Genomic DNA, 15,828 nt, shown 5'->3' on the forward strand with positions numbered 1-15,828 from the left:
CGATTACGGTCAAGGACTGTGTCGCGCCGGCAACGATCTCCACAAAGGAGCGGCCGGCGCTGGGGTCGAAGACCAAACGAAACAGGGAATCTTGCAAGATGAATTTAGTTTGGGTCGGACGTCGCAGGACCTTGGCTTTCGTCGGCATTGCCACCTCGATCGCTATTGCGTTCGCCTCCCCCGCCGAAGCGGCGCGTCGCAAGGCGAAGCCCTCGGGCGGAGGCTACAGTCCCCCCTATGCGTCGATCGTGGTCGATTCGAAGACCGGCAAGATTCTCCAGGGCGAGAACATCGATGCTCCGCGCATCCCGGCCTCCATCACGAAGGTCATGTCCCTCTACCTGCTCTTCGAGCAGCTCGAGCGCGGCCGGATGCGCTTGGACACCCCCCTGACGGTCTCCGCCTATGCGGCGAGCCAGCCGCCGACGAAGCTTGGCCTTCGCCCGGGCTCGACGATCGAGGTCGAGGACGCCATCAAGGCCATGGTGACCCTTTCGGCCAACGACGTCTCCGTGGTGGTGGCTGAGAACGTCGCCGGCTCCGAGGACGCCTTCGCGCAGATGATGACCCGCAAGGCCCGCGAGCTCGGGATGACCTCGACCGCCTTCTACAATCCTCACGGCCTTCCCCACGACCCGCCGAACATCACTACGGCGCGGGATCTGTCGATCCTCGGCCGGGCCGTCCAGGACCGCTTCCCGAAATACTTCGCGTATTTCTCGACCAGCTCGTTCCAGTACGGCCAGCGCACGATCCGCGGGCATAACCGGCTCCTCGGCAAGGTCGAAGGTGTCGACGGGATCAAAACCGGCTACACGCGTCTATCCGGCTTCAACCTCCTGACCTCCGTGAATACGGACACCCGCAGCGTCGTGGCCGTGGTGCTCGGCGGCCGCTCGGGCGCCTCCCGCGACCAGAGAATGGCGTCGCTGATCGAGGATCACCTGCCCCGCGCCTACGCCGGCAACCGGACTGTCCCGCCGGTGTTGGAAGGCAGCGCCCCAGCCATGGTGGCGGAAGCCCCGGCCAAGCGTCCGGTTGATCTCACGCCGGAACCGGCGCCTGCTCCGGCCCAGGCACCCGTCAAGGTGGCTTCCGCCACCCCTCAGGCCACGGTGACCCCTTCGGCGCCGGCGCCCCAGCCGATCCCGGAGCGCAAGCCGCTCGACCTGAACGCCCTTCGTCCGGTGGTCGCCTCCGCGGCCGGCGCCAGCGGCACCACGACGCCCTCCTCGGGCCCGACCATTCGCTGGCAGAAGGGCCCCGATGCGGTCCCGCAGAACACCCAAGCCTATGCGGCCCTCCCGGCCGAGGCTGCCCCCGCCCCGGTTCAGCGCCCCGCTCTGCAGGCCAAGATCGAGGAGCGCGTTCCCGCCTCCGCGCCGGCCCCTGTGAAGACGGCGTCCGCCAAGGTGGAGCCTGCGAAGGCTGAAGAGCCGAAGAAGGTCGAGCGTCCGACCGTCACCGGTTGGGTGATCCAGCTCGGCGCCACCGACGACGAGGAGAAGGCCAAGGCCATGCTCGATGCTGCCAAGTCCAAGTCCGGCAAGGTTCTCGCCAAGGCGTCGCCCTTCACCGAGAAGGTGACGAAGGACGGCAGCACCCTCTACCGCGCCCGTTTCTCCGGCTTCGACGAGTCGGGTGCGGCGGAGCGCGCCTGCAAGACCCTCAAGAAGAGCGGCTTCGCCTGCTTCGCTTCCCGGGGCTGATCGCCTCACGGCGACGGCGCGCGTTCCTGCGCCGTCGCCTCTTCCCAGTAACCGGATCGCGCGTGGAGTATCAGCGATGTCGGCTCAGCAGAGTCTCTCTGGCTTGGTTTACACGAGCGGCCAGGTACGCCGTCCCCCCTTGGTCGGGATGGAGTTTCTTCATCAGCGTCCGATACGCTTTCTGGATCTCGTCGAGGCCCGCGCCCGGCTGAAGCCCCAGGATCTGGTAGGCCTCATCCTTCGACATTACGCCCGCCTGCGCGTGAACCCGCGTCCGCGTGTCGCGATCTCCTTGAGCGTCTTCACGCCATCCGGCAAACCGGCGATCAAGATAAGCCTCTAGGAGCGCGAGCCCTTCGGAATCGAGGGCGCTGCACTCGTCGTAGAGGCGCCTCAGAGCCGAATGATCGAGACTGGACAGGCGCCGGCCCGCCAAGGTCCCGGCCAGGACGGCGCCTTCCATCCGGCCGGTGGCATGGTCGATCTCCATCTCGATCATTGCGGAGCGGATGCGGGAGGACCGTGGAGGCGTTCTGACCGGAATGATTCGGCGCCAGGGCTCCGGAAGGTTCAAGGCGCCCCAGCCGAGCGCCCAGGCTCCGAATCCGCCGAGGAGCAGAGCCATGTCGATCCGGCCTTTGGCGCCGAGCACGACCGCCACCCCGAGGGCTAGAATTCCGCCGACGATCTTCAGCGCCCGCGTGACCGCGGCCCTGTCCGACCGGGCATATCCCTTCGCGAACCACCAGAGCAGGGCGGCGAGCGCGATCCCGAGAAGCAGCATCATGAACTTATCCCCTGACCCAACATGTGGTCCGGGAGCGGGCGCTTGTAAATGCGCTGCCTTCGAAAGCCGTGGCTCGGAGGAACGGCCAAAAGAAACGGCGGCCCCGAGGCCTCATCCCGTGAGGCCGTCGGAACCGCCGGTGCTCAACTCGCCTATGATCAATGCAGGACGCGAACGATGCTGCGCTGGCTTGCCCGCTCCCAAGCCTGGACGGCCACGCCGTTGATCCCTACGTCATGTAGCCGGTCGCTCAGATCGATGAAATGACGCTCCGTTGCTTCCACATCGAATTCGATCTGGTCGTCATCCTCGTCAGTGGGAGAATTCTCTTCCTGGTCGATCTCGGAGGCGGCGAATCGCTCATAGGCGGCGGACATCTCGGCATAGGCGAACGCGACGGGAAGCGTACGGAAAATGGTGGAAAACTCCTCGTCGAGATCACCCGTTGCGAGATCGCGCATCTGGACGAGGTACCCATCCGCATGCTCGCAAACTTCATAACGCCAGTGCCGGCCTTCGGACGCTACTAGAAGCATCGCCACCTCCACTCAACTGAACTGCTGAGCAAATGCGAATCGCGGCTGTGCGGTTCCAAAGGGCGGTTTAGGGAAAAAGGCTAACGGCTCACGCCGACTTCCGCGCGCACTCGTCCGCCGATGCGGACCTTCGTTCCGTTGCCGAGATCGACGAAGCCGGCTTCGCCTCCGGCAAGTCGCTCATCGCTCTGCCTTTCGGCCGTTCCCCTTCGATCCCTCTCGCATCCGGGAGGCAACTGAACGCGCACGCCGGGCGGCGCATCGGGGATGCGGCACTCTTTCGCAAGGGTCGGAGCGGCGGCAAGCAACATGAACGGGACGATGACCAAGCGCATGGAATGTCTCCGACTAACCTATGTTAAAGCAGACCGAGTTCGGCGAGCTCGCGACGCATGTCCTCCGGCATGACGGCGAGATCTCCGGCATTCGCGTCGATGTCGCGCGGTGCGTCTTTGACCGTGAGGTAGCGCCAGCCCTGAAACGGCCTGTAGGGACGCGGCTCCACCGGCACGATCGTCGGCTCGAGCACGAGATGGCAGCGACCGATGCCCTCGCCGTCGGTGAACGGCCTCACGTCGAGAAGCGTCTGCCGGCACGCGACCTGTCCGCGGATCACCCAGAACAGGGAGCCGCCGTCGAGCAGCTCGTCGACCCGCTTGGGCACCATGCGCGTCGTGTGGGTCTGCTCGTAGTCCCGCCCGAGGCGGCGGTAATGCGAGCGGTTCTCCTCGATCCATTCCTCGAGATCGGTGATCGAGTCGCAGCCGACGCAGAGCTTGATGAGATGCAGGGACATGCGATTGTTCAACCACGCGGTGGCGGACCCGGAAACCGGGCGATGCGCCGCAGGTCATTCCTCCGTTTTCAGAACGATCAGCCGCGCGCCTTCCGCCACCTGCGTGCCGGGTTCGGCGGCGATCTCCGCCACTTCGCCGTCCGCAGGCGCGACGAGCGCGTGCTCCATCTTCATGGCTTCGACGATGGCGAGGCGCTGCCCCTTCTCGACCTTGTCGCCCGGCTTGACGAAGAGCGCGATGAGCTTGCCGTGCATGGGCGCCTTGATGGAGTCGCCGCCATCCATGTGTTCGAGATCGACGTCGAAGGGATCATGCAGCGCCACGCGTGTCTGCCGGCCGGCGTTGAGCACGATGACGCCGTCGTCCGTCACGACGAAATTACGCGGGTCGCGCTGCATGTAGTCGCCGACGAGGTGCGAAGTGCCATCCGCCCAATGGATGACGACATCCATTGCGGTATGCGTCGCTCGCGGGTCCGGCCATTCGACCGTCACGTCGATGCGCTCGCCGTCCACCATGACGGGAAAGCCCTGGCGCCGCTGCCCGGCCAACTGGAATGCATCGTGGTCGTCCCATGGAGATTCGACGCCGCCCTGCACCGTCGACTTGTACTGGCGCGTGTCGAAATCCTGTTCCAGAAGCCTCAGAACGCCAAGGCGAACCGATTCCGGGTCTGCCGCCTTTGGCACCGCGCCGAGTGCATCGAGATGCCTGTCGATGTAGCCGGTGTCGAACTGCCCGGTCCTGAACTCCTCCGCCTCGCAGAGCTTCTTCAGGAATGCGACGTTCGTCTTCGGTCCGGCAACGATCGTGTCGCCCAACGCCTCCGCAAGATGCGCAAGCGCCTCGTGGCGGGTCGCGCCATGGGCGATCACCTTGGCGATCATCGGATCGTAATAGGGCGTCACCTCGTCGCCCGGCTGCACGCCGGTGTCGATGCGAAGCCCCTCGCCTTCCGGAAAGTCGAGCGCCCAGAGCTTGCCGGTCGACGGCAGGAACTCCCGCTCCGGGTCCTCGGCATAGAGGCGCGCCTCGACCGCGTGACCATGGATTTCCAGGTCGTCCTGGTTGAAGGGCAGCCACTCGCCGGACGCGACACGGAATTGCAGCTCGACGAGGTCGAGACCTGTGATCGCCTCGGTGACCGGGTGCTCGACCTGAAGGCGCGTGTTCATCTCCATGAAGTAGAACCGGTCCGGCCGCAGCCCTTCCCGCCCGTCGGCGATGAACTCGACGGTGCCTGCGCCCACATAGCCGACGGCGCGGGCCGCCTCGACGGCGGCCTTGCCCATGATCTCGCGCATCTCGGGCGGCATGCCGGGCGCGGGCGCCTCCTCGATCACCTTCTGGTGGCGACGCTGGAGTGAGCAGTCGCGCTCGAAGAGATGCACCACGTTGCCTTCCTGGTCGGCGAAGACCTGGATCTCGATGTGGCGCGGCGCGAGGATGTACTTCTCCACCAGCACGCGCGGATCGCCGAAGGCGTTTTGCGCCTCGCGCTGGGCGCTCTCGAGGGCGGCGTCGAAATCGGCCGCCTTCTCGACCCGGCGCATGCCCTTGCCGCCGCCGCCGGCGACCGCCTTGATGAGAACCGGATAGCCGATCTCGTAAGCTTTCTGGCGCAGGAAATCCGGATCCTGCTTGGAGCCGTGGTAGCCCGGCACGACCGGCACGCCGGCCTGCTGGACGAGCGCCTTGGCGGCGTCCTTGAGGCCCATGGCCTTGATGGCGGCCGCCGGCGGGCCGACGAAGACGATCCCGTTCTCGGCGCAGGCCTCGGCGAACTCGGCCCGCTCGGACAGGAAGCCGTAGCCCGGATGGATGCAGGCCGCTCCAGTCGCCTTCGCGACCTCCAGGATCCTGTCGATCCGCAGATAGCTCTCGCGGGCGGGCGCCGGACCGATGAGATGGGCCTCGTCGGCCATCCGGACGAAGAGCGCATCGGCATCCGCCTCGGAATAGACCGCGATCGTGCGCATTCCGAGCCGTTTCGCGGTGCGAATGATGCGGCAGGCGATCTCGCCGCGGTTGGCGATCAGGACAGACTCAAGCACGTTCCATTCCCTCGTCCGGAGCCGTTCGGCCCATTTGCCGATCAGCTAGAGCAAAACCAGCGCGTCTTGTCACCTGCGATCGTTCCCAGAACCTTCGAACCCACCGAAGGCGTTCTGTTCTCCTCTTTGGGATGACCGGACGGGTGTACGAGAGAGTATTCACATCACCCCTTGCGAACCGTGCAGGAGCGCGCTAGCTTCTACTTGCAAATGGATTGCAACTGCAGAAGTGCCATGGACGCCCTGACCCCACCTCCCCCCGCTCCAGACGCCGGATGGCGCAACGCCCGGACGACCCTGTCCCTGCCGGAGGTGAGCCGCTCCATCAGCGTCAGGCCGGGGTCGAAATGGCGCCGCATGGCCGCCTTCCTCGGGCCGGGCTATCTGGTGGCGGTCGGCTACATGGACCCGGGCAACTGGGCGACCTCGCTCGCGGGCGGCTCGAAATACGGTTACGCCCTCCTGTCCGTAGCCCTGATCTCCAACATCATGGCGATCATCCTCCAGGCCCTCTGCGCCCGCCTTGCGATCGCTACGGGACGAGACCTTGCGCAGGCCTGTAGCGACGCTTATCCGCGCCCGGTCTCCTGGGTCCTCTGGGCGCTGGCTGAGCTTGCCATCTGCGCGACCGACCTCGCCGAGGTGATCGGCACCGCCATCGGCCTCAACCTGCTGTTCGGCATTCCGCTCGAGATCGGTGTGATCATCACGGCGCTCGACGTATTCCTGATTCTCTACCTTCAGAACCTGGGCTTCCGCTGGATCGAGGCCTTCGTTATCACCCTGCTCGGCGTGATCGCCGTGTGCTTCGGAATCCAGATCGCCCTGGCCGACCCCGACTGGGCCGGGGTCATCCGCGGGTTCGCGCCGACGACGGAGATCGTCAGCAACCCCGACATGCTCTACCTGGCCCTGGGCATTCTCGGCGCCACGGTCATGCCGCACAATCTCTATCTCCATTCCGGCATCGTGCAGACCCGCGCCTATGGGGAGACGCTGCCGGAGCGGCGCGAGGCGCTGCGCTACGCCACGATCGACTCGACCGTCGCGCTGATGTTCGCGCTCACCATCAATGCCTCGCTGCTCATCCTGGCGGCGGCCGCCTTCCATCATACGGGACGGACGGACATCGCGGAGATCGGGGAGGCGCATACCCTGCTGGAGCCTCTGCTCGGCGCTGCCATCGCGCCGACCCTCTTCGGCATCGCCCTGCTCTGCTGCGGCCTCAACTCGACGGTCACGGCCACCATGGCCGGCCAGATCGTTATGGAGGGCTTCATCAACTTCCGCATGCCGCCCTGGGCGCGGCGCCTGATCACCCGCGGCCTCGCGATCGTCCCGGCGGCGGTCGTGACCGTCGCCTATGGCGAGAGCGGCACCGCGCGCCTGCTGATTCTCAGCCAGGTGGTGCTCAGCCTCCAACTCCCATTTGCAGTCATTCCGCTCGTCACCATGACGGCCTCGAAGGCGAAGATGGGCGCGCTCGTGGCGCCGCGCTGGCTCACCGCCGTCGCAGCGCTCATCGCGGCCGTCATCGTGGTGCTGAACGTAAAGCTGGTCGCGGACTTCGTACTGGGCTAGCCATACGGCTTGGGATCACGATGGAACATCGTTTCGATAGGGCTTTCGCTCGGGAGGGCTTTGTGGCAGATCGCTCTGCCCTGTTCCTGAACCGCTGCACCCATGATTTCCGTTCGAAAATCCCGATCCGCCGACCTGCCGACGATGTTCACCATCTGGCATGAGGCCGTGCGCGCCACGCACACGTTCCTCACGGATGCCGATATCGAATTCTTCGCGACGCAGGTCCGCGACCTCTACCTTCCGTCCCAGCCATTTTGGGTGGCCGTCGGCAACAGCGACGAGCCGCTGGGCTTCATGGGAATGACGGACGCAACGATAGATTCGCTCTTCGTGCATCCGGCACAGCATGGGAGGGGTATCGGGACCGCCCTCGTGACCCATGCGGCGTCGCGCGCCGACGAACTGATGGTCGACGTGAACGAGCAGAATGAAGGCGCCTGTGCATTCTACCGAAAGCTCGGGTTCCGTCAGATCGGGCGTTCGGAACTCGATCCCTCCGGGAAGCCGTTTCCGATCCTGCATCTCGTCCGCAGCCGCTCGGGGCCCGGCGCGAGCTGATCACATGGAAAGGGCCGCTGCGAAGCGGCCCTCATCACATCTCACGCATCCTTGAGGCGTCCGAGTGCCTCTTCCATCTTGGCCTTGCGGGATAGGGCCTCGTCGCGGCGCTCGCGCTGCTCCTCGACCACCTCTTCCGGCGCCCGCTTAAGGAAGTCGGCATTCCCGAGCTTCGCGTCGATCTTCGACACCTCCGCATCGAGCTTCTGGATTTCCTTCCCTAGGCGTGCACGCTCCGCCGCCAGATCGATGACGCCTTCCAGCGGAAGGGCCGCCACCTCGCCACGGATCAGGAGCTGGATCGAGCTCTTCGGTGCGGCCTCGGCCGTGGTGATCTCCGACAGGCGCGCGAGGCGCCTGACGATGTCACCCCAGCGCGCGGCGCGCGCCTGAACGTCCGCAGACGGATTGACGAGGACCAGCGGGATCTGCGCACCGGCCGGGACGTTCGTCTCGGACCGGGCCGAGCGCACCTCGGTGACCAGATCCACCACCCAACCGATCTCGGCTTCGGCGGCCTGGTCGACGAGGTGCTTGAGGTCCGGCCACGGGGTGAGCGCGAGGATGGTCTGGCGCTTCGGCCCTTCCTCTCCCTTGATGGCCCAAAGCTCCTCCGTGAGGAACGGCATGAAGGGGTGGAGCAGCTTGCAGATCTCGTCGAGCACGAACGCAATCGTGGCGCGGGTCTCGTCCTTTGCGGGCGAATCCTCGCCCTGCAGTACGGGCTTGGCGAGCTCCAGGGTCCAGTCGCAGAACACGTTCCAGACGAAGCGGTAGGCTGCGAGCGCCGCCTCGTTGAACTTGTAGGCCTGAATGCCGGCTGCCACTTCGTCCACGGCCTTGGCGCACTCGCTGAGCGCCCATTTGTTGAGCGTCTCCTTCACGGCCTTCGGGTCGAAGCCCTCGACGCGTTTGCAGCCGTTCATCTCTGCAAAGCGCGCCGCATTCCAGATCTTGGTCGCGAAGTTGCGATAGCCTTCGACGCGCTGGACGCTGAGCTTGATGTCGCGCCCCTGCGCCGCCATGGCCGAAAGCGTCATGCGCAGCGCATCGGCGCCGTATTGGTCGATCAGCTCGAGCGGGTCGATCACGTTCCCCTTCGACTTCGACATCTTCGCGCCCTTCTCGTCACGGACGAGGGCGTGGATGTAGACCGTGTCGAACGGGACCTCCTCCATGAAGTGCAGGCCCATCATCATCATGCGGGCGACCCAGAAGAAGATGATGTCGAACCCCGTCACCAGGGTGTTGGTCGGGTAATAGCGCTTCAGCTCCGGCGTATCGTCCGGCCAGCCGAGGGTCGAGAACGGCCACAGGGCGGACGAGAACCAGGTGTCGAGCACGTCCTCGTCGCGGGCGAGTTCGACATCCCGGCCGTGCCTGGCGCGTGCCTCGGCCTTCGCCTCGTCCTCGCTCAACGCGACGTAGACGTTTCCTTGGTCATCGTACCAGGCCGGGATCTGATGGCCCCACCAGAGCTGACGCGACACGCACCAGGGCTCGATGTTCTCCAGCCACTGGAAGTAGGTCTTCTCCCAGTTCTCCGGCACGAACTTGGTCTGCCCGTTGCGCACGGCCGCGAGTGCCCGCTCGGCGAGCGGCTTCACGTTCACGTACCACTGATCCGTCAGGTAAGGCTCGATGACGACGCCGGAGCGGTCGCCGTGCGGCACCATGTGGGTGTGAGGCTCGATCTGAACGAGGAAGCCCTTCTCCTCCAGCAGCGCGACGATGCGCTTGCGCGCCTCGGCCCGGTCGGCTCCATGGAGCGCCAGCACGGCCTCGAGCTCGCCCGTGGAGGGCAGCCCGGCAAGGAAAGCCTCGTTGCCGGCCAGCTGCATCTCTGCCTCGGGGCCGAGAATGTTGATGAGCGACAGCTTGTGACGCTTGCCGACGTCGAAGTCGTTGAAGTCGTGCGCCGGGGTGATCTTGACCGCACCGGTGCCCTTCTCGGGATCCGAATACTCGTCGGCGACGATCGGAATGCGGCGGCCGACGAGCGGCAGGACGGCGAACCGGCCGATCAGGTCGCGGTAGCGCTCGTCCTCGGGATGGACGGCGACGGCCACGTCGCCGAGCATCGTCTCGGGACGTGTGGTGGCGACCGTGATGAAGCGGTCGGTCTCGCCCTCGATGGGATAGCGGGTGTGCCAGAGGTTACCCTTGACCTCGACCTGCTGCACCTCGAGGTCCGAGATCGCGGTCTGGAACTTCGGATCCCAGTTCACAAGGCGCTTGTCCTTGTACATCAGGCCCTGCTTGTAGAGGTCCACGAAGACCTTCAGCACGGCCCGGGACAGGCCCTCGTCCATGGTGAAGCGTTCGCGCGACCAGTCGCAGGACGCCCCGAGCCGCTGGAGCTGGGACTTGATCCTGCCGCCCGACTCCTCTTTCCAGGCCCAGACCCGCTTGACGAATTCCTCGCGGCCGAGCTGGCGCCGATGGATCTGCTGCTCCATGAGCTGGCGCTCGACCACCATCTGGGTCGCGATGCCGGCATGGTCCATGCCGGGCTGCCAGAGCACGTCGCGACCGCGCATGCGCTCGAAGCGGCAGAGAATGTCCTGGATCGTATTGTTGAGTGCGTGCCCCATGTGGAGCGAGCCCGTCACGTTCGGTGGCGGGATGACGATCGTATAGGGGTCTGCGTCCTTCCGGTCCTGCCGCCCGGCTTTGAAGGCCTCGGCTTCCTCCCAACGGGTGGAGATGCGCGCCTCGACGGCGGCGGGATCGAACGTCTTGTCCATCATGGGTCAGGTCCGGCAAGTTGGCGCGCAAACGCGCAAGCAAGACGGCTACAAACCGGACCGATGCGGGGAAGTCAACCGAAGGAAAAGAAACTCAGCGCCGCAAGCGGGCAACACGCTCGATTTCGGCCTGAACGAGGCGTTCGACCAAGGGCGGGAGATTGTCGTCGAGCCACGTCTTCAGCATCGGACGCAGCATCTCCTTGGCGAGATCCTCGAGTGTCTTCGGGCTGCTCTGCGCAAGGGTCGAATCGAGCCTCGTGAACGCATTGCCGACGGAGGCCTCAGCCGCACCGGACAGGAGCGTCTCCTCGACCTGAGCCATCCGTGCGGCTTTGGGTTGCGTTGCAACGGACGGGACCGGTGACGGCTGAGCGGGCTGCTCGGCCCTGATCGGCGCCGGAAAATCGATCACGGGGCTTTCCTCCACGTAATCGTCCTCATCCGGATAAGAGGTGAAATCGACCGGCTCGTGCTCAGGCAGCGCCGCCATCACCTCGGCCGCGACATGCTGCTCCGTCAGGTCCAGAACGTTCCGAAGCGGGGACATCTCGCTCGTCGGAGCCTGGCTCTGCACGATCTGCAGGGTCTCCTGGTCATCTGCAATGATACGCCGGATGGAAGCCAGTATTTCTTCCATCGATGGTTCGTTTAACTTCGCGCTTACTGATGCCATAGCCTGCCCCGCCGCACTCATTATTGAGTTTAAGAATCACATTCTTTCGAATGTCTTAAGTATTTCACGCGGGGGCGGAGACGCAAGGGAAACCGGGCGCGACAACCACGTTGCGCCCGGCAATTTTCAGCGGCCGTCGGGGGTGGTCAGACCGCCCCAGAGATCCTTGACCTGATCGAAGTGGATCTTCGGGCTGTAGTGGTTGACCGAGAGGCCGAGAGCGCGAGAGTTCAGGCGGCCCATCGACTGGGCGACCAGATAGGACGCCACCACCCGGTCACGCTGAGCCGTGATGAGGTTCACGCGGGCTTCCAGGAGCTCTTGCTGGGCGTTCAGGACGTCCAGGGTGGTCCGCTGACCGACGCGTGCCTCTTCGCGGACGCCGTTCAGGGCGGTTTCGGCGGCATCCACCTGCGCCTGCGAGGCGATGATCTGGGCGCGGGCGGCTTCGAGCTGGCCCCAGGAGGTGATCACGAAGGCCCGGACCTGGTCACGGATGGAATCGGCCTCCAGGCGACGCTGACCGGCCGTTTCCTTGGCTTGGCGGGTACTGGCATAGGCCTGCCCGCCGTCGTAGATCGGAACGGTCAGCTGAGCGACGACGGAGGCCGAAAGAGCCCGGTCGCCTTCAGTCTGGTTGTCGTAGCGCTGCGCGACCGCGCCCCGCACGCCGACCTGCGGCGCGAGAGCGCCCTGCTCGATCCGGACCTGCAGCTCGGCCACGTCGACGCCGTGCTGGGCCGCCTTGATGGCCGGGTGCTCGTTCAGCGCAACCCGGAGGGCAGCGTCCACATTGCGGGGCAGCAGCTTGTCGAGGGGGCGACCGGGCGCCAGCTGGCGGGGTTCGACGCCGATCACCTGACGATAAGTCGCGATGCTGGCGCGCAGCTGCGATTCCGCAGCGCTCGCCTGCGAACGGGCGAGGGCGAGGCGGGACTCGGCCTGGGCGACGTCGGTGCGGGTCACCTCACCGACGTTGAAGCGGTCGCGAGTCTGGCGCAGCTGCTCGTCGATGACCTCGACGTTGTTGCGCCGCAGGTCGAGGATCGCGGTGTCGCGCAGCACGTCCATATAGGCGGTTGCAGCGTCCGACAGGATGTTCTGCTCGTTGTTGCTGAGGTTTTCGCGGGCGCCGAAGACCGACGACTCGGCCTGACGCACCGAATTCTCGGTACGAAACCCGTTGAAGATGCTCTGCTCGACCTCCACGCCGACGCCGCGCGGGGTGAGGCGGTTGATGCCGCCCTGCCCGCCCGGACGGGTTACGTCCGTGAAGGTGCGCCCCACGTCGGCGGAGGCATTGACGGTCGGCCGGTAGCCGGATTTGGCGCGGGCGACGTTCTCGTCCGTGGCGCGGACGCTGGCGCGCTGGGCATTCAAGGTCGGGTTGTTGCCGTAGGCGCGGGCCAGGGCGCTTTCAAGAGTTTCGGCGGAGACGCCGGATGCGCCCGCGAGCACGAACGCGGACGCCATGACGCCGAAAAGTGTGCGGTACTTTTTAAGGAACTGACTATCGTTCACGCCCACCTGCCCGTCGGCTCACGCGGGTTGCCCGCAGTCCGACCTGTAAATTTTCTAATCGATCCCGACTCAAAGCGAAACAATACCCATGGGGTACGAGTCGGCAATCCACCTCTGCGGCGCTTCGTAGCGATTATCGGTGGGTGGCGCAAAAAAGCGACACCACCGGCAGCGCCTCAGAAGGTGAAGCCGGGCTTGGTTTGGAAGGCGGCGAGCAGGGGGGCAGCCGCATCGAACAGGCTGCGCTCGCCGAACGTATCGCCGGAGCGGACGTAGAGGGTGGCGCGTGCGGCGCGGCCACGGCCCTTCACGCAGATGAGACGCCCGCCTTCGGCGAGCTGCGCGAGCAGCCCGTCAGGGCGGGTCTCGACGGCGCCGTTCACGAGAATGGCGTCATAGGGAGCATTGCCGGCAACGCCCTGATCCAGCGGGCCGTGATTGACCGTAATATTGTTCACGCCGGCTGCCGCGAGGCACTCCGTGGCCGTCTGCGCGAGAGGCTCCTCGGATTCGAGAGCCGTAACCTGCGCACCGAGCTCGGCCATGACAGCGGAGGAATAGCCACGCCCGCACGCCACATCGAGCACGCGCTCGCCGACCTCAATCCCGAGGGACTGGATCATGCGCGCCATGATCATGGGAGAGAGCATGTAGCGGCGCTCGATACCGAGGCTGACCGGGATATCCTGGTCGATATAGGCCAGCTCTTCGCGGCCCGGGAGCACGAAGCGCTCGCGCGGAACCGAATCCATGGCGTCCAGCAGCGGGATGTCGTTCACATCGAACGTTCGCAGCTGGCTATCAACCATCATACGACGCGCCTGCGTGAAATCGACCATGGATTGCCTCAGATGAAAAAGTTGGAGGCCTCGCCCGGAATCGAACCGGGGTGCAAGGATTTGCAGTCCTCTGCGTAACCACTCCGCCACGAGGCCATCCGGGGCGTGCCGCGAACGCGACGGGTGCTCCATAGCAGAGCGTGCACCCAAAGAGCAACGCCCCTTTTTACGTCATGAGTCACGATGAAGGGGCTTGCAACCATCCGAGCCCCCCGTTATATGCCTCCCCACCGCAGGCCGCTGCGGCATCTGGTTCGCCAGATCGCCCCGGCCGAAGGGAGGCAAACCGCGCTTCCCCTTAAGGTGTGGCTATATTCCGGCGTGGCGCAGCGGTAGCGCAGCGGACTGTTAATCCGTTGGTCGTAGGTTCGAATCCTACCGCCGGAGCCATCCTTCCCATGACGGCATCATTCCCCAGGTTCTGGACCGCTCGGCGCGCTACGCGGCGACTTTCCGCGCGCTGTCCCGTGCGGCGACTTGCCTGCCACTGACGGAGAAAAGCTTGGCTTCTCCAGTCCTCGTCTGGTTCCGCGATGATTTCCGGCTCTCCGACAACCCTGCTCTAGCGGCCGCGGCCGAGAGCGGGGCCTCGGTTCTGTGCTTCGCGATCCTGGACGAAGCCTCCGAGGGCTTACGTCCCTTGGGCGGGGCTGCGCGATGGTGGCTTCATGGCTCTCTCGCAGGTTTGAGGGCCGCCCTGCAGGCGCTGGGGAGCGAGTTGATTATTCTCCGGGGAGCAGCTTTCGACCTCGTGGACCGAACCGTGCGGGAAACCGGCGCCACCGCCATCTACTGGAACCGTCGGTATTCCGCGGCCGAGATTGCAGTCGATTCCGCCCTTAAGACCCATCTCGCGACGCAGGGCGTAACCGCCCGGAGCTTCAATGGGCGGCTCATCCACGAGCCGTGGGAGATCAAGAATCAGTCCGGAAGGCCCTTCCAGGTCTTCACCCCCTACGCGCGGATGGCCATGAGCCGGGTGATCCAGGCGCCCCTGCCCACCCCTCAACGGATTTCCGCAGGCGTTTGGCCGGAATCGATCAAGCGCATACAGGTGAGCCTGGCCGATCTCGGACTCGAACCCACGAGACCGGATTGGGCGGGCGGGATCCGGCGGGCTTGGGGTCCCGGCGAAGCCGCTGCTCGGAAAAAGCTTGGAATCTTCATCGACACGGCACTGCCCGAATACGCCGAGAACCGCGATCGGCCCGGAATGGAGGGGACCTCCCGTCTGTCGCCGCATCTCCGTTTCGGCGAGATCAGCCCGCGCCAAGTCTGGCACGCGGTCAAGGCCGAGGCCGCCCGAGAGCCGGGACTGGCACGCGATTCAGAGAAATTCCTGACCGAACTCGTCTGGCGGGACTTCTGCTACCAGCTTCTGCACGACCATCCTGCCCTCCCTTGCGCCAACCATAACCAGCGCTTCGACCGTTTCCCCTGGGAGCAGGCTCCCTCGAACCTGCGAGCCTGGCAAAAGGGGCTGACCGGCTATCCCATCGTGGACGCCGGCATGCGGCAACTCTGGCAGACGGGCTGGATGCACAACCGGGTGAGGATGATCGCCGCCTCCTTTCTCATCAAGCACCTCCTCACGGATTGGCGCGAGGGCGAGGCGTGGTTCTGGGACACGTTGGTGGATGCCGACCCCGCCAACAATGCCTTCAGCTGGCAGTGGACGGCAGGCTCCGGTCCCGACTCGGCCCCGTTCCACCGCATCTTCAATCCCGTCACTCAGGGCGAGAAGTTCGATCCCGACGGCGATTACGTGCGGACCTACGTGCCGGAGCTCGTGGGGCTTCCGACTTCGCTGCTCCACAAGCCCTGGGAGGCTACGCCGCGGGAGTTGCGCGCCGCCGGAATCACGCTCGGTGAAACCTATCCGGCCCCGGTCGTTCCGCATGGACCGGCGCGTGAACGGGCGCTCGCGGCGTTCCGCAGCCTGCGCGACGAATGACGGGCCGGCCGAACGGAACTTGACCCGTCCGCCACCTTGCCTTCAGCATCGCGGTCGAATCCCCGA

General features: G+C 65.4%; 13 protein-coding genes and 2 tRNA genes. 5 read left to right on the top strand and 10 right to left on the bottom strand.

Annotation, left to right across the window (positions count from 1 at the left end; genetic code table 11):
• The first annotated feature begins 98 nt into the window (after positions 1 to 98).
• Positions 99 to 1,709, top strand: coding sequence for a D-alanyl-D-alanine carboxypeptidase (locus DES45_RS09025; RefSeq protein ID WP_114769662.1), 1,611 nt, complete (start codon positions 99 to 101; stop codon positions 1,707 to 1,709).
• Positions 1,710 to 1,779: 70 nt separating this feature from the next.
• Here the strand turns inward: DES45_RS09025 and DES45_RS25620 are convergent, their stop codons facing one another.
• The 5 genes from DES45_RS25620 to DES45_RS09050 form a co-directional block, all read right to left on the bottom strand.
• On the bottom strand, positions 1,780 to 2,496 hold the full coding sequence (locus DES45_RS25620) for a DnaJ domain-containing protein (RefSeq protein ID WP_114769663.1): 717 nt from the start codon (positions 2,494 to 2,496) through the stop codon (positions 1,780 to 1,782).
• Positions 2,497 to 2,654: 158 nt separating this feature from the next.
• The gene (locus tag DES45_RS09035) at positions 2,655 to 2,957 is read right to left on the bottom strand and encodes a hypothetical protein (RefSeq protein WP_245571635.1); all 303 of its coding nucleotides are present in this window, start codon (positions 2,955 to 2,957) and stop codon (positions 2,655 to 2,657) included.
• 155 nt (positions 2,958 to 3,112) lie between these two features.
• Positions 3,113 to 3,367: a hypothetical protein gene (locus DES45_RS09040; RefSeq protein WP_114769665.1), complete on the bottom strand. Its 255-nt coding sequence runs from the start codon at positions 3,365 to 3,367 to the stop codon at positions 3,113 to 3,115.
• A 23-nt stretch (positions 3,368 to 3,390) separates the two neighbouring features.
• A complete protein-coding gene (locus tag DES45_RS09045) occupies positions 3,391 to 3,828 on the bottom strand; it encodes a DUF1489 family protein (protein WP_114769666.1) in 438 nt (145 codons plus the stop codon).
• 54 nt (positions 3,829 to 3,882) lie between these two features.
• Positions 3,883 to 5,883 (bottom strand): acetyl/propionyl/methylcrotonyl-CoA carboxylase subunit alpha, encoded by a 2,001-nt coding sequence (locus DES45_RS09050; RefSeq protein WP_114769667.1) that lies wholly within the window; start codon positions 5,881 to 5,883, stop codon positions 3,883 to 3,885.
• Between the two features lie 234 nt (positions 5,884 to 6,117).
• Here DES45_RS09050 and DES45_RS09055 point away from each other — a divergent pair, with 234 nt between their 5' ends.
• Positions 6,118 to 7,464: an Nramp family divalent metal transporter gene (locus DES45_RS09055; protein WP_114769668.1), complete on the top strand. Its 1,347-nt coding sequence runs from the start codon at positions 6,118 to 6,120 to the stop codon at positions 7,462 to 7,464.
• Between the two features lie 102 nt (positions 7,465 to 7,566).
• Positions 7,567 to 8,025: an acetyltransferase gene (locus tag DES45_RS09060; RefSeq protein ID WP_114769669.1), complete on the top strand. Its 459-nt coding sequence runs from the start codon at positions 7,567 to 7,569 to the stop codon at positions 8,023 to 8,025.
• Between the two features lie 41 nt (positions 8,026 to 8,066).
• On the opposite strand, the gene DES45_RS09065 is transcribed toward DES45_RS09060, so the two are convergent.
• The 5 genes from DES45_RS09065 to DES45_RS09085 form a co-directional block, all read right to left on the bottom strand.
• Positions 8,067 to 10,775, bottom strand: a complete 2,709-nt coding sequence (locus DES45_RS09065; protein WP_114769670.1) for a valine--tRNA ligase — start codon at positions 10,773 to 10,775, stop codon at positions 8,067 to 8,069.
• 91 nt (positions 10,776 to 10,866) lie between these two features.
• Positions 10,867 to 11,412, bottom strand: a complete 546-nt coding sequence (locus tag DES45_RS09070; RefSeq protein ID WP_114769671.1) for a PopZ family protein — start codon at positions 11,410 to 11,412, stop codon at positions 10,867 to 10,869.
• Positions 11,413 to 11,574: 162 nt separating this feature from the next.
• Positions 11,575 to 12,921, bottom strand: coding sequence for a TolC family outer membrane protein (locus DES45_RS09075; protein WP_114769672.1), 1,347 nt, complete (start codon positions 12,919 to 12,921; stop codon positions 11,575 to 11,577).
• Positions 12,922 to 13,145: 224 nt separating this feature from the next.
• Positions 13,146 to 13,808 carry a protein-L-isoaspartate O-methyltransferase family protein gene (locus tag DES45_RS09080; protein WP_114769673.1) on the bottom strand — a complete coding sequence of 221 codons (663 nt, stop codon included), beginning with the start codon at positions 13,806 to 13,808 and terminating at the stop codon, positions 13,146 to 13,148.
• Positions 13,809 to 13,830: 22 nt separating this feature from the next.
• Positions 13,831 to 13,904, bottom strand: a tRNA-Cys gene (locus DES45_RS09085).
• Positions 13,905 to 14,123: 219 nt separating this feature from the next.
• Here DES45_RS09085 and DES45_RS09090 point away from each other — a divergent pair.
• Together DES45_RS09090 and DES45_RS09095 are read left to right on the top strand one after the other, a co-directional pair.
• A tRNA-Asn gene (locus DES45_RS09090) sits at positions 14,124 to 14,198 on the top strand.
• Between the two features lie 112 nt (positions 14,199 to 14,310).
• On the top strand, positions 14,311 to 15,762 hold the full coding sequence (locus DES45_RS09095) for a cryptochrome/photolyase family protein (protein WP_245571639.1): 1,452 nt from the start codon (positions 14,311 to 14,313) through the stop codon (positions 15,760 to 15,762).
• The last annotated feature ends 66 nt before the right edge of the window (positions 15,763 to 15,828 follow it).

Origin of the sequence: Microvirga subterranea (genome assembly GCF_003350535.1) — a bacterium.
Taxonomy (GTDB): domain Bacteria; phylum Pseudomonadota; class Alphaproteobacteria; order Rhizobiales; family Beijerinckiaceae; genus Microvirga; species Microvirga subterranea.

What these genes read in the sequence shown, in the direction of transcription:
- DES45_RS09060 (WP_114769669.1), top strand. Translation starts at nt 7,567, where the DNA reads ATGATTTCCGTTCGAAAATCCCGATCCGCCGACCTGCCGACGATGTTC.
- DES45_RS09075 (WP_114769672.1), bottom strand. Translation starts at nt 12,921, where the DNA reads ATGGCGTCCGCGTTCGTGCTCGCGGGCGCATCCGGCGTCTCCGCCGAA.
- DES45_RS25620 (WP_114769663.1), bottom strand. Translation starts at nt 2,496, where the DNA reads ATGATGCTGCTTCTCGGGATCGCGCTCGCCGCCCTGCTCTGGTGGTTC.
- DES45_RS09045 (WP_114769666.1), bottom strand. Translation starts at nt 3,828, where the DNA reads ATGTCCCTGCATCTCATCAAGCTCTGCGTCGGCTGCGACTCGATCACC.
- DES45_RS09080 (WP_114769673.1), bottom strand. Translation starts at nt 13,808, where the DNA reads ATGGTCGATTTCACGCAGGCGCGTCGTATGATGGTTGATAGCCAGCTG.
- DES45_RS09070 (WP_114769671.1), bottom strand. Translation starts at nt 11,412, where the DNA reads ATGGAAGAAATACTGGCTTCCATCCGGCGTATCATTGCAGATGACCAG.
- DES45_RS09035 (WP_245571635.1), bottom strand. Translation starts at nt 2,957, where the DNA reads ATGCGCGATCTCGCAACGGGTGATCTCGACGAGGAGTTTTCCACCATT.
- DES45_RS09040 (WP_114769665.1), bottom strand. Translation starts at nt 3,367, where the DNA reads ATGCGCTTGGTCATCGTCCCGTTCATGTTGCTTGCCGCCGCTCCGACC.
- DES45_RS09065 (WP_114769670.1), bottom strand. Translation starts at nt 10,775, where the DNA reads ATGATGGACAAGACGTTCGATCCCGCCGCCGTCGAGGCGCGCATCTCC.
- DES45_RS09025 (WP_114769662.1), top strand. Translation starts at nt 99, where the DNA reads ATGAATTTAGTTTGGGTCGGACGTCGCAGGACCTTGGCTTTCGTCGGC.
- DES45_RS09055 (WP_114769668.1), top strand. Translation starts at nt 6,118, where the DNA reads ATGGACGCCCTGACCCCACCTCCCCCCGCTCCAGACGCCGGATGGCGC.